Source organism: Paenibacillus sp. FSL L8-0708, assembly GCF_038009325.1.
GTDB lineage: Bacteria > Bacillota > Bacilli > Paenibacillales > Paenibacillaceae > Paenibacillus_AQ > Paenibacillus_AQ odorifer.
This window is the reverse complement of record NZ_JBBPBC010000001.1, coordinates 1,352,069-1,364,198: the sequence shown is the minus strand read 5'-3', so window position 1 is coordinate 1,364,198 and position 12,130 is coordinate 1,352,069. Positions and strand designations below refer to the sequence as shown.

Sequence of the window (12,130 nt, the reverse complement as noted above, 5' to 3'; positions counted from 1 at the left end):
GTTTGTGTTAAATAGTGCAAAAACGCGATTAAGCCAACTATCCGTAAGTGTATAATAATGCAAATGAAATCCGCTAAACTATCCGTATATTACCGCCAGCGCCCGATACTTTTATGTCAATCGTAATCTCCGACTGTTCTCGTTGAAGTCGCGTGTAGTTAAGAAGAAGTGTGTACGCGCACTTGACTACGTTGGCGCGCATGACCGGCGCACCCTTTTCGAATCTACGCAGGGTGCTTGCGCTCAGTCCAATTTCCTGCGCCGCCTTATCGACCGATATCCCCAGAGCTACACGTTGTTGTTCAAACTCCGCACCAGTTTTCCGCCATCTCTTAGCGGAGTACTCTACGTACTCCTCGCGTGTTTCGAAATACATTTCTCCGTCAACTTCGTACATAACCATCGCTCCTTTACGATTTATGATGCTAACACAATATCTTCCGTTGGATGACTGCCCGTCACACCCAATGCAGAGAGTTCGCGATCGAGAGTTAAGTCTCCGAAGTCCACGCGGATAGGAAACGGAATTCCAACGGCTTCGCGCCACATTTCGAGTGACGGTCGTTTGTAACCGTAGCGTAGATTGTCCGCTTTAACTTCGATAACTGTGCGCTTATTGGCGAAGCACCAGTATGTGAAGTCGCGGAATTCTTCCGGAGTGAGTCCGTTCTGATGCGCTAGTTTGGCGACTAGTACATCGAACGAGGACTGCGATAGTTCAAAGCGTTGCCCGTTCGCTTCGAACCATTCGAAAGGATTATCGTCAGACTTAGATAAATTCAACGTTCCGTGCATCGGATAAATATTTCCACTGTATGTCCCGCCGTGACCAACCCCTATTGGTAACCAGTGTTCCATGTGTATATTACTAGGAGCCCCAGTCAGTGCACATCGTCGCCTCGTTACCTCAAGAGTCGTTTCCCACCCACTCCAACTTAGAGATTCTGGGAGACTCGCCTTCGCAGTTCGCCTTCTAGCATCTCTCGCTCTTATTTTAGTTTTGTTTTGAGACGCCCACCGACTATTTCTAATCTTATTTAACTCCGGATTATCCTCTACCCATTTTCGGGAGTATTGCCGAGAAGCATCCGCCGTTGCTTCGTAATAATTCCGCCTGTACTCGGGGTTCCTTTCTTTATGCGCGAGCTTGTATTCGTGCTCACACTCTTTACAATGCGGACGCCTTCCGTCTGATTTCCTCTTGTCTGCGCCGTAATTCGTCAGAGGCTTCGGCTCCCCACCGCACTTCGTACACACCTTACCGTCAACCTCTATTGTAGTCCCATCCGGACCGATTACCGCTACTTTAACAATCTCTACTCGATAACCTCGCGCCATTATACGGTCAGCTCCTTTCGCCTTACAATGTATATAGGGACGGAAACTCGCGGGATTGGGACATTCCGCTAATAATAATTTGCGACTCCCTTCCGCTTACACTAATAAAGCCGACGTCCGATTTAATGCCGCACACTTTTGCGTAAAATAATTACTGCGCCTTATATACACTTCAACGCAGACGGGTCACTCTCCGCACACTTTTACGCAAAATAAAAAAACGCCGACCTCCGAAGAGATCGACGTTATGTCTAGCGTAGTATTTTCCGTGACTTTCCGCTATTTCCGATAACAGCGTTTAACGCGGAGTATTCATCGTGGTTATTCTTAACTGCGGCGTCCGATAGGTGCGTATAGTGGTTCGTCATCTTAGCGCTTGAGTGTCCGAGTATCATCTGTAAGTGTCGCGCTGAACCCCCGCCCTCTAAGAACAATGTGGCGCCCGAATGCCGCATTAAGTGCGGGTACGTCCGTTTGTCGAGTCCTGCTATTTCCGCGTATTCTTTAAGACTGCGCCCGAAACGTCCTGGAGTCAGCGGGTTACCCTGCGTAGTGAGGAATAAATAATCGCTATTAAACTCCTCCGTTTCTTTATTTAACTCGCGTATTAGTTTGAGCGTCCGTTTAGTAAGAGGCACAACGCGGGCCTTACGAGTTTTCACGATCTCCCGCCGCAAGATCAACGCTCCTGACTGCATGTCCACATCTTCCTTACGCAAAGTCATTGCTTCATTGATACGCAACATCCCGTCGATTAAAACGTTAAGAACTACGTAGTCACGGAACCCTCGGTAGCGGCGTTGGTCGGGCGCTTTAAGGAGGCGAGAGAGCTCGTCCACCGTTAGTACTTTAATCTCGCGTCCTACGTCCGCCAGTGGCTTTACTCTATAGAACGGATCATGCTCGATCAAACCGTCTTCCAGGAGAAATCTAAACATTGCTTTCAACATCTTGAGTCGGGTATTCACGGACTTAGGTAAAAGCCCCACAACCTTTTTGTAATTCGGCATCTTACTTTTATCATTAAACTGCTGTTTTTCATCACGTAACCATATGACATATGCACGCCCCAATTCCGTCGTAATATACGCCAGCTCGCGAGGTACCCCATGCACGTCGAGGTACTCGCAGAATGCGGCGTAATTGTGAACGTATGATTTTAACGTATCCGGCGCCCTTCCAACGGCCACTCCCGCTTGATAATATGCGTGGAATAGATCATCGAGCGACTCAGACGTCTCCCGTGCGCTTCTTAATGTTTTCTTCGGCTTACCCTTCGTTTTATTCACGTATACACCTCCGCTTATTCCAGAACGATAGCGGGTGCAGCGCCGTATCACAAACGCAGTAGTCAGCGGACAGTCAACGTACAGGAAGCGTGTAGCTACGCGGTTTACATACGTAATTACTCCGGAATTCTCTTACGTCGCGGTTACGGATCGTCCCTTCATAAAGGCGGACAAACGCCATCCGTCCCATACTTTTATCACGCTGAATATTGTATACGATGCCTGACACCGCCCCCTCCACATTCCCACCAGCGCGGGGAAAATACTCAACCATCGCATCCAGCAAGGCAGTAATCCCAAGCCCCTTGGCGGCGACGCCATAAACCATCGGAAAAAAGCGGCCTGATGAGGAGGCTGTTTTCATATATTTTTTCCATTCAGCCAAATCAATAGTGCTACCTGACATATACTTCTCCAACAGCTCTTCGTCCCGTTCCGCTAACGCCTCTAATAATTCTGTTCGTGCGCTAGCATCAGCTTCGTTCTCCCATAAATCTCTTGCTCCTATGTACCCCTTCTCTTTGCCGATGGGTTGCTGAACTGGAAGGATATCACTAGACAAATAATTTCGCACTTCTGCCAGCACAGCTTCAGGGTTAGCGCCTACGCGATCCATTTTGTTCACAAAAATAAGCGTGGGGATTCCCAGCTTCCGCAGCGCGTTCCAGATCATCTCACTTTGGGCCTGCACACCCTCCACGGCTGAAAGAATAAGCACCGCACAATCCATCACCCGCAAAGACCGCTCAACTTCGGACAGAAAATCGACGTGCCCCGGGGTATCGACCAGATTAATATGCACACCTTTCCAAGCAAAAGAAGCCAATGCCGCCCGTACGGATATCCCCCGCTGCCGCTCCACATCCATTGAATCCGTCAATGCCGTCCCAGTGTCTACGCTACCAAGCGCGCGAATGCGACCGCTTTCATACAAAATATGCTCCGTTGTTGTCGTCTTCCCGGCGTCCACATGGGCAAATATCCCCACATTAATCCGTTCTGCTCCCTGCTGCTGAATCATCTATAGTTCCCCTATCATGAGCTAGATTTATCTGAATTTATATTATTTACATCCTTATATCCCATAGTAATATATCCACCCACGTTGTTCCACCCTCCAGTTCAATTGGTTAGATTCAGCTATGCCGGGTATGTAATTACTAATAAGAAATCTAACGCCGAGGAGGAAATTCATCATGACAGATAAACGTTTGCAGGATAAAGTTGCAGTGGTTACAGGTGCTGGTTCCGGTATTGGAAAAGCTACAGCCATAAGGTTTGCCCAACACGGAGCTAAGGTATATATGCTTGACCGCACTCCCGAGGATTCCTATGAAACTAAACGTGAGATTGAATCTATTGGCGGTACAGCAACAGTAATTGAATGCGATGTCTCCAATCCAGGTCTGGTCGAAGAAAGTATTCGTAAGGTTGGGGAGGCGGCCGAGAAGATTGATATTGTTTTTGCCAATGCTGGCATTAATGGTACATGGTCTCCAATCGAAACACTAGAAATCGAAGATTGGGACCAGACACTGGATACCAACCTACGCAGCACCTTTGCCACAGTAAAATATGCCATCCCCCATATGAAAGAAAATGGCGGCAGCATCATTATCACCAGCTCCATTAACGGCAACCGAGTATTCTCGAACATTGGCGCTTCCGCTTACTCATCTTCCAAGGCAGGACAAGTTGCTTTTATGAAAATGGCTGCACTAGAGCTGGCGCAATACGGCATCCGTGTAAATGCAATCTGTCCTGGATCAATCGATACACAAATTGGAGATAATACGTATAAAAGCGATGATCTTCAAAAAGTGAAGATTCCTGTGGAATTTCCGGAAGGTAATCATCCGCTGGAAAATGCACCGGGTAAGCCTGAGCAGGTTGCCAATCTGGTATTATTTCTCGCATCGGATGAATCTTTTCATGTTACGGGAACTGAGATTTATGTAGATGGTGCCGAGTCACTCCTGCGCGGATAAGTTTTTACTCGAATCGTTATAATATTTTAAAATCTATGCAACATTTTGGTCTAATCTACCATCTAAGAGTATGGAGGTGACGCAAATGAAAAAACCATTATTCATAAATAACGCTAAAAAAATGACTATAGCCTGCGGCATTTTGGCAGCGAGTGTGTCTTTTGGGGCATCCGCTTTTGCTTTTTCAGATTTGAAAGGTGATCCTGCGGAAGCAAAAATCAACTCTTTGCATAAAGAGGGGATTATAAACGGAGTAGACAAAGATAAGTTTGCCCCTAAATCTAAGGTAAGCTTTGCGCAAGGGATACAATTCATCGTTGGGGGTCTGAATCTGACTCCGCAACCAGCGGTAGGTAGTAATTCTTCCAAAGCCAGTGATTATTTCGATAAAGTAAACGACAAAGCCTGGTATGCTTCGGCTTTCCTGACTGCCAAGCAAAATGGTCTTTCACTCGACCGGACAGTGGATCCTAACGGAACCATCACCCGTGCTCAGTTCGCTCACTTATTGACGCAAGCGCTGCAAAGTAAAGGTAACTTCCCTGTTACGCTGATGTATGTAGACATTAAGGATGGCGATAAACTCTCTACGGAGGTTATAAATAGTCTCCAGATCCTGCTGAATACACATATTGCCACACTCGATAAGAACGGTAATTTCCGGCCAAATGATGCTATTACCCGCTCTGAAGCAGCCGCTCTCATCTATGATGCAGCCGCTTTTGCTAAACGTGTAATTGTATCTAATGGCAGTCCCACTACTCCCACCTACGAAACAGAGGTTACGTTGACCAAAGCGGGTGAAGGCGTAAATAAAGCCACACTTACCGTTAATAATCTGCCTAACCCCGGGTATGGGCTGGTGATTGAGCGAATCGAATTTGGTAAAGACAATACGGCTGTGATTTACTTTAACGTGACTGCTCCTGAACCAGGGAAAATGTACGCGCAGGTGATCACAAAAGCATCTGTTGCCACTTATCTGCCAGATGGATACAAAGCTGTCGCTCAACCTGTAACAGGCTCTGCTTCTTATTCGTCTTCTAGCGCGGCACAATAATATAAATTCAACTTGAAGGTTTTAGAGTTAAGAGTCCGACGCAGCTGCGGTGTATATTTGGACTTCCAGCTGCCGTTTATGACGGCTGAGATACGGAGAAGGGATGCCTCAAAAGCCATCATATGGCTGCTGAAGCATCCCTTATTTGTTGTTTGTTGTTCCTTCCCCCTTTATCCCAACTCCGAACTCTGATTGATTAAGTAACGCCGCTATCGGACTCAGATGACCTTAACACAGCTGTTTCTTGTCTAGTTCTCTCTGAGTTCTCTCTGAGTTCTTTCAAACTTACAAAATTGACTGCGTTTTGGGTGAACCCGGCATCCCCTTGTTGTGCTTGAGAAAAACAGAAAAACCGCAAAAACCCTTGATTATACAAGGATTTCACAACCCGCTAGTGACCGAATTACATGCCCGATTCAGGTTCGTGTGGCAGCAATATCGTGGAGGTTCGAGTCCTCTCGACCGCATCATTTACAATCATAGATCTATCAACTGCTTCAAGCGCAATTAACGGATCTTTTTGTTTTATATGTACAAGCACAGGAGTAAGTGAAAATCGGTTTGACAAAATACTGATTTAGATATATTGTGGATACACTAAGTCTATTATTTATCCTAATTATAGATATAATGGATCTATAATATATTTTATTAATCTTGAAAGGATGATTCATAATGGCAGTTCTCCATGCGGAAGATGCTACTTTTGCACAACTCATTCAATCGAAAGGAATAACTGTAGTCAACTTCTGGGCGCCCTGGTGCGGACCGTGCCGGATGTTTGCACCTGTGCTGGAAGAGTTTGAGCGGGAGTCGGATGCTACAATAACTGTAGTGAAGGTCAATGTGGATGACGACCCGGAGACGACTGGAAAATACCACGTGATGAGTATACCGGCCACACTCATATTCAAGGATGGACAACTACGGCAACAAGAGGTGGGGATGTTATCCATACATGCCTTGCAGCAGCTCGTTGCATCCCAATAATACCTCTGAAAGCGGTGAAGACAGCTTGACTAATAAACCCAGCATTATTGTAGCCTCTCTGGTGGTTGCCAATTTTCTAGCCCAATTAATGCAAACGATGTTAAATACGGCGTTGCCGCGTGTCATGCAGGATCTTGCCATTCATGAGAATCAAGCGCAGTGGCTGATTACGGTGTACTACCTGATGATAGGTATAACTGTTCCTGTTGCTGGATTTTTGATCGGAAAGTTTACTACGAGGGCCTTGTTCATGGCCTCTGTCGGAGCGTTCACAGCAGGAACACTGATTGCCGGGATCGCCTGGAGTTTCCCCCTAGTCCTGACGGGGCGTTTGGTTCAAGGCATCGGTGCGGGTCTTCTGTTCCCTCTGTTTCAGACGACGATACTCAGAGTCTTCCCGAAGGAGAAAATCGGTGCAGCGATGGGAGTAGTCGGTTTGGTTCTGGGGTTGGCTCCTGCACTTGGGCCTACTCTGTCTGGGTTCGTGGTTCAGAATCATTCATGGAGACTGTTGTTTTATGCTGTGGCTCCGCTCGCAGCCGCCAATTTATTCTTAGCGCATTTCACGCTGCGGAACGTGGGAGAGACTCATCAGACCAAGCTCGACACCAGGTCCATTATCTACTCTTCACTCGGATTCGCTGGTATATTATATGGTTTTAGCATTGTCGGGGAAGAAAAGGGAAATCCTGTTGTCGCAGGGATCATCCTTCTGGCCGGATTCCTGATCGTGGCGCTGTTTATTAAAAGACAGCTCAAGCTCACGGCACCTTTGCTCGATTTCAAGCTGTTTCGGCACCGCTCCTTTACCCGTTCTTCTATTGTGGGGGTGATCTTATTTGCGGTGATGGTGGGAGTTGAACTCCTTCTTCCTCTGTATGCACAGACGATAAGAGGCTTAACACCAAGGGAGTCCGGGCTTATGTTGTTGCCAGGTGCACTGCTGATTGGTGTCTCCGGTCTGATCTCAGGCAGACTATATGACCGGTTTGGGGTTAGCCGCGTAACCCAGGGAGGATTTCTGCTCATTCTGATCATGGCAGCGGCTCTTTTCCTCACGTTATCAACTGAGACGTCCTTTAATCTACTGGTTATAATGTATGCCCTGCTTATGTTTGGAGTAGGGGCAGTTATGGCTCCAATTACGGCCTATGCCATGGCAAGTATCCCCAACACCATGGTTGCACATGCTTCTCCAATGACAATCACGCTGCGCTCGCTCAGCGGTTCAATAGGAGGCGCCTTGCTTGTAACGATAATGACTTCTACTGCGAGTGCCAGTTCCTTATCCTTTCCATTGGATATGCTCAAAGGGGTCCACATTGCATTCTGGACGTTGACGGCTTTTGCCGGATTAGGATTATACTTGTCTTTTCATCTGCAAGAAGCGAGAAAGCTTAAACCTGCTAATATTTAATTTCTTAATCTATCCTGTATTACCCGGCAGAATCCTCTGCCGGTTTTTTTGGTGTGGCTTCCGGTGCAGGGGGAAATTCCTGAAGCGCACTTGAGACTCCATGCTTAAAGCATATTTCCCGAAAAAAAGCTGTACTGATTATAATTTTTGCCCCACTTTTACAGAGGAGGCCCCACCAGGGTCTGACACATATTTAAGCAGGGGTGGGACGTCTTTGGTAATTCCCCATAGATCGTCTCATAATCCAACTTGTTGTTAGCTATCGGACTCCATCGTCGCTATTGTCTCAAAAAGCACCCAATATGAACCTATTTCTAACGAATAGCTGCACTGGGGTCCGAACTGTGCTCCAATCGCTAAAAACATACGAATAGCGTCATCTGGGTCCTCAAGCTAACTCAGGCTCAGAAATGCTGATTACTTGGCAGTGATGAACATCAAACTTCGAGCGATTAGATCATATTTTGTGTGCATGAAGCTACTTGACGGTAATGAACATCAAACTTCGAGCAATTAGATCATATTTGAGTGCATGAGGCTATTTGATGGTGATGAACATCAAACTTCGAGCGATTAGATCATATTTACACAGACGCAGCAGCTATCGGACTCAGATGACCTTATACGCAAAAATATGCCACTTTTACGATGCTATCGGACTCCATAGTCGCTATTGGCACCAAAAGCACCATAAATATTCCTTTTTCTATTGAATAGCTGCACTGGAGTCCGAAACTGTGCTCCAATCGCTAGAAACACGCGAATAGCGTCATCTGGGTCCGTAAGGATCAGCGTGTATCAACGGATATGAAAATCCGCTGAAGCAGGTAGCCAAAAACAAAATACAGGTCAGCGATGCTCCAATGTTTGCGTTATGCGAACGCAGCAGATGGGTGTGCAGAAGATAGGTGTGTAGTAGATAGGTGCACAGCAGTTAGGTGCACAGCAGTTAGGTGTCCAGCAGTTAGGTGTGCAGCAGTTAGGTGCACAGCAGTTAGGTGCACAGCAGTTAGGTGTGCACCAGTTAGGTATGCAGCAGTTAGGTGTGCACCAGTTAGGTGTGCAGCAGTTAGGTGTGCACCAGTTAGGTGTGCACCAGTTAGGTATGCAGCAGTTAGGTGTGCACCAGTTAGGTGTGCAACAGTTAGGTGTGCACCAGTTAGGTGTGCAACAGTTAGGTGTGCACCAGTTAGGTATGCAGCAGTTAGGTGTGCACCAGTTAGGTGTGCAACAGATGGGGCTACAGCGGATAGGAATGCAGCTACTATCGGACCCAGTTGACCTTATTCGTTGCATAATCGCACATTTGGACTACTAAAGGACTCCATCGTCGCTATTGGCTCAAAAAGCACCATAGATATGCCTTTTTCTGATGAATAGCTGCACTGGAGTCCGAAACTGTACTCTAATCGCTAAAAAAACGCGAATAGCGTCATCTAGGTCCGTAAGGATCAGCGTATGCCAACGGATGTGAATAATCAGTTGAAGCAGGCAAACAGCGTCCATATTAGCGTCATCTGAGTCCGTAAGCTAAGGCGTCCATTGATCATGAATAATGCCGACTAATGCATGGTCTTCTCCGATCTTCTCAAAAACTAGACGCAGGCTGCGCCAATCCATTCCCTCGACAGAAGGATCGATACCAGCAATATGATATTCAACGAAATCATATTGCTCCTTTGGATACACTTCGTTTAAGTTGTTGATCGTCGTCCCTTGTCCAAGCCCCTTGTTCACAGCAATTTCGGCCTTCTGAATGAAGTCCGCATCGTAGACAAACCGCTTGTAGTAATCTGCGAATGTAAGCTCGATTAAATCACCGGAGCCAGCAAATGTTCGCCAGACTCTTTTGGTAGAGTCATTCATTAATCCTTCTACTTCCTCCTGGGTGAATACAAGATCATTTTTTGTATCCACGTATGCATATGGAGAGAAGCGTAGCCCTTTATCCCGATGTACCCACGCCGCTAATTGCTTCATATCCTTATTCTTAATGGAGTTCATTACCGTAGACGCCGCTTCCTCAACTAATGGCGGCAATCCCTCTAGATCCTGCGGCTGCCCCGTACTTGATGTCTTCGTCTCCTGTGGTAGTTCCGTCTCCTGTGGTGGTTGTGTAGTAGCCGCTGGCTGTGCAGTTTGTGTGTGCTCTGGTGTCTGCTTTGGCGTCTGCACTGGTGCCTGCTCTTGTGACTGCTCAGGCGTCTGCTTCGGCTCCGTCCCTGCTTCTGGCGTTCCGCTACATGCTGTAAGCCATAACATTGCTGCTATCAGCGCCAGCCCACCGATTTTTTTTGCGAAGTACATAATATCCCTCCTTAGCTTCGATCCTTCACTCTTTAGACTGATTTGAACAAATGAAGGTTGCAAGCTTATACTAAAACTATCAATCATAAAACTCTTATGAGAGGGCGGGGTTACCATTCATTTAACAGAAAAACTTAAAAGCCTTCCCCTAACTCCCGGCGTTTATCTCATGAAGGATAATCTCGGTCATATTATATATGTTGGCAAGGCAAAACAGTTAAAACGGAGAGTCCAATCTTATTTTCAAAACTCAAAATCTCATTCCCCAAAGGTTAAGCAGCTTGTAAGAAATATTAAAGATCTGGAAATCATCCTTACGGATACCGAATTCGAAGCCTTTATGCTGGAATGCAAATTAATTAAAGAGATCAAACCCATGTACAATAAAAAAATGAAAAATCCGCAGGCTTATACCTATATCGTAATAGGAGCGAATGAAAAAATACGTTCGTTAGAGATTACGTATGATCCTGCGGTCAAAGAAGGCACTCAGGTTTTGGGTCCCTATACAAGCAGAAGCACGGTGGAACGGGCAGTGCAAGGCATTAAAGAAAGCTCAAAAATCCTTTGCAGCAACCCTAGCTTTAAAAATTCCCTATGCCTAAACCATTCGCTTGGCCTATGCATAGGGATGTGTGCAGGCGGAGATGCCGCTGTTCAATATAATAAAATTATTGATCGGGTCATTGGCTTACTAAACGGCTCAGATTCCAGCATCCTCGAGGAAATGGAGCAGCGGATGGCAGTGGCCGCGGAGCACTATGACTTCGAAACCGCTGCCAAATACAGGGATTATATTGGAGCTGTCAGCTTCCTGATTCACAAAGAGAAGGTCATCGAATTCGCACAGGAGAATCAGAATATTGCAGTTCTTGAGGCCATGAATGAACAGACGCTTAAACTCATTCTGCTCAAGGGCAACCGTATCCTGTCCCATACCAAGCTACAATATGATCAACCGGATATCACCCACCTGCAAGCGGCAATAAAGTCAGCGATTATGAACACCTTTCAGAGTGAACCCAATCAGACCCCGGCAGCGATCGGGCGCCATGAAATTGACGAAGCACAAATAATATACAGCTATTTAAAAAGCAGCTCCTGCAGCTACATCATCATTCAAGAGGATTGGCTTGCAGCTGAGCAACGTTCCAATATGGAGGCTTCGGTAAATGAGCTGTTGCAGATTTTTTTAAATGCGCTTCCCTCTCATTCCTATAATTAAAAGGTACGGGTTGTAACAGCGGTGAATGTTTGGACTTCCGGCTGATTATAGTAAACGGCGGCCTGCCTTTGCAGGCTGCATTTTTCGGTTTTGCTTCTTCAACAATCTTTTATAGCGTTTTTGAGTGTAAAGCACCTCACCCGCCTCCATTACCGTTTCCTTCGCCTCATTAACAACCAGCTTAGTTTCCTCCACACATTCCTTCATACGATTGATCTCCGATTTGAATCCCTCAGATCTGTCCTTCGCCTGCTCCAACGTGATCTGAATGTTTCCCTTCATATCATCTATAGGTTCTTTCAACCCCTCTACTGATTGCTTTACTCCGTCAAGGGATTGCTTCAGGCCATTCACACTATTTTTTAATTCTTTCAATGGATTTCCCACATCTATCTCCTCCTAGTAATAAGCCATTAGTTCAACTGTTACTCTAAACTTACCCAAAGAGTGCACGTCCTTCACTCCTATAATGACAAAAAGGGTTCCAGCTGAAAATAATCAACAAGAAGCCAGTCC

The 12,130-nt window shown here is 46.3% G+C and carries 12 protein-coding genes; 5 read left to right on the top strand and 7 right to left on the bottom strand.

What is annotated here, in order from left to right; translation table 11 throughout:
* Positions 1-73: 73 nt before the first annotated feature.
* The 4 genes from NYE58_RS06085 to NYE58_RS06070 all read right to left on the bottom strand — a co-directional run bounded on the left by NYE58_RS06085 (position 74) and on the right by NYE58_RS06070 (position 3,648).
* On the bottom strand, positions 74-397 hold the full coding sequence (locus tag NYE58_RS06085; protein WP_341001284.1) for a helix-turn-helix transcriptional regulator: 324 nt from the start codon (positions 395-397) through the stop codon (positions 74-76).
* 20 nt (positions 398-417) lie between these two features.
* Positions 418-1,338 (bottom strand): hypothetical protein, encoded by a 921-nt coding sequence (locus NYE58_RS06080; protein ID WP_341001283.1) that lies wholly within the window; start codon positions 1,336-1,338, stop codon positions 418-420.
* Between the two features lie 251 nt (positions 1,339-1,589).
* Complete coding sequence (locus NYE58_RS06075) at positions 1,590-2,678, bottom strand: tyrosine-type recombinase/integrase (RefSeq protein WP_341001282.1); 1,089 nt, start codon at positions 2,676-2,678, stop codon at positions 1,590-1,592.
* Between the two features lie 22 nt (positions 2,679-2,700).
* Positions 2,701-3,648, bottom strand: a complete 948-nt coding sequence (locus NYE58_RS06070; protein ID WP_341001281.1) for a GTP-binding protein — start codon at positions 3,646-3,648, stop codon at positions 2,701-2,703.
* A gap of 175 nt (positions 3,649-3,823) precedes the next feature.
* On the opposite strand from NYE58_RS06070, the gene NYE58_RS06065 reads away from it, so the two are divergent.
* The 4 genes from NYE58_RS06065 (at position 3,824) to NYE58_RS06050 (ending at position 8,082) form a co-directional block, all read left to right on the top strand.
* Positions 3,824-4,615 carry an SDR family oxidoreductase gene (locus NYE58_RS06065; RefSeq protein WP_036686790.1) on the top strand — a complete coding sequence of 264 codons (792 nt, stop codon included), beginning with the start codon at positions 3,824-3,826 and terminating at the stop codon, positions 4,613-4,615.
* An 85-nt stretch (positions 4,616-4,700) separates the two neighbouring features.
* The gene (locus tag NYE58_RS06060) at positions 4,701-5,675 is read left to right on the top strand and encodes an S-layer homology domain-containing protein (protein WP_051491481.1); all 975 of its coding nucleotides are present in this window, start codon (positions 4,701-4,703) and stop codon (positions 5,673-5,675) included.
* A gap of 675 nt (positions 5,676-6,350) precedes the next feature.
* The gene (gene trxA, locus NYE58_RS06055; RefSeq protein WP_341001280.1) at positions 6,351-6,665 is read left to right on the top strand and encodes a thioredoxin; all 315 of its coding nucleotides are present in this window, start codon (positions 6,351-6,353) and stop codon (positions 6,663-6,665) included.
* Positions 6,652-8,082, top strand: a complete 1,431-nt coding sequence (locus NYE58_RS06050; RefSeq protein WP_341001279.1) for an MDR family MFS transporter — start codon at positions 6,652-6,654, stop codon at positions 8,080-8,082. Before trxA ends, NYE58_RS06050 begins: the two co-directional genes overlap by 14 nt.
* 872 nt (positions 8,083-8,954) lie before the next feature.
* On the opposite strand, the gene NYE58_RS37440 is transcribed toward NYE58_RS06050, so the two are convergent.
* Both NYE58_RS37440 and NYE58_RS06040 read right to left on the bottom strand, forming a co-directional pair.
* Positions 8,955-9,350 carry a pentapeptide repeat-containing protein gene (locus tag NYE58_RS37440; protein WP_445671781.1) on the bottom strand — a complete coding sequence of 132 codons (396 nt, stop codon included), beginning with the start codon at positions 9,348-9,350 and terminating at the stop codon, positions 8,955-8,957.
* 262 nt (positions 9,351-9,612) lie between these two features.
* The gene (locus NYE58_RS06040; RefSeq protein ID WP_036686786.1) at positions 9,613-10,389 is read right to left on the bottom strand and encodes a hypothetical protein; all 777 of its coding nucleotides are present in this window, start codon (positions 10,387-10,389) and stop codon (positions 9,613-9,615) included.
* 169 nt (positions 10,390-10,558) lie between these two features.
* Between NYE58_RS06040 and NYE58_RS06035 the strand changes: the two genes are divergently transcribed.
* Positions 10,559-11,614 (top strand): GIY-YIG nuclease family protein, encoded by a 1,056-nt coding sequence (locus tag NYE58_RS06035; protein WP_076316925.1) that lies wholly within the window; start codon positions 10,559-10,561, stop codon positions 11,612-11,614.
* A 45-nt stretch (positions 11,615-11,659) separates the two neighbouring features.
* Here the strand turns inward: NYE58_RS06035 and NYE58_RS06030 are convergent, their stop codons facing one another.
* Complete coding sequence (locus NYE58_RS06030; RefSeq protein WP_076316924.1) at positions 11,660-12,001, bottom strand: hypothetical protein; 342 nt, start codon at positions 11,999-12,001, stop codon at positions 11,660-11,662.
* Positions 12,002-12,130: the final 129 nt, after the last annotated feature.

Bases quoted from the DNA above. Each gene is read 5' to 3' on its own strand.
- NYE58_RS06085 (WP_341001284.1), bottom strand. From the start codon at position 397: ATGTACGAAGTTGACGGAGAAATGTATTTCGAAACACGCGAGGAGTAC.
- NYE58_RS06035 (WP_076316925.1), top strand. From the start codon at position 10,559: ATGAAGGATAATCTCGGTCATATTATATATGTTGGCAAGGCAAAACAG.
- NYE58_RS06065 (WP_036686790.1), top strand. From the start codon at position 3,824: ATGACAGATAAACGTTTGCAGGATAAAGTTGCAGTGGTTACAGGTGCT.
- NYE58_RS06060 (WP_051491481.1), top strand. From the start codon at position 4,701: ATGAAAAAACCATTATTCATAAATAACGCTAAAAAAATGACTATAGCC.
- NYE58_RS06080 (WP_341001283.1), bottom strand. From the start codon at position 1,338: ATGGCGCGAGGTTATCGAGTAGAGATTGTTAAAGTAGCGGTAATCGGT.
- NYE58_RS06040 (WP_036686786.1), bottom strand. From the start codon at position 10,389: ATGTACTTCGCAAAAAAAATCGGTGGGCTGGCGCTGATAGCAGCAATG.
- trxA (WP_341001280.1), top strand. From the start codon at position 6,351: ATGGCAGTTCTCCATGCGGAAGATGCTACTTTTGCACAACTCATTCAA.
- NYE58_RS06070 (WP_341001281.1), bottom strand. From the start codon at position 3,648: ATGATTCAGCAGCAGGGAGCAGAACGGATTAATGTGGGGATATTTGCC.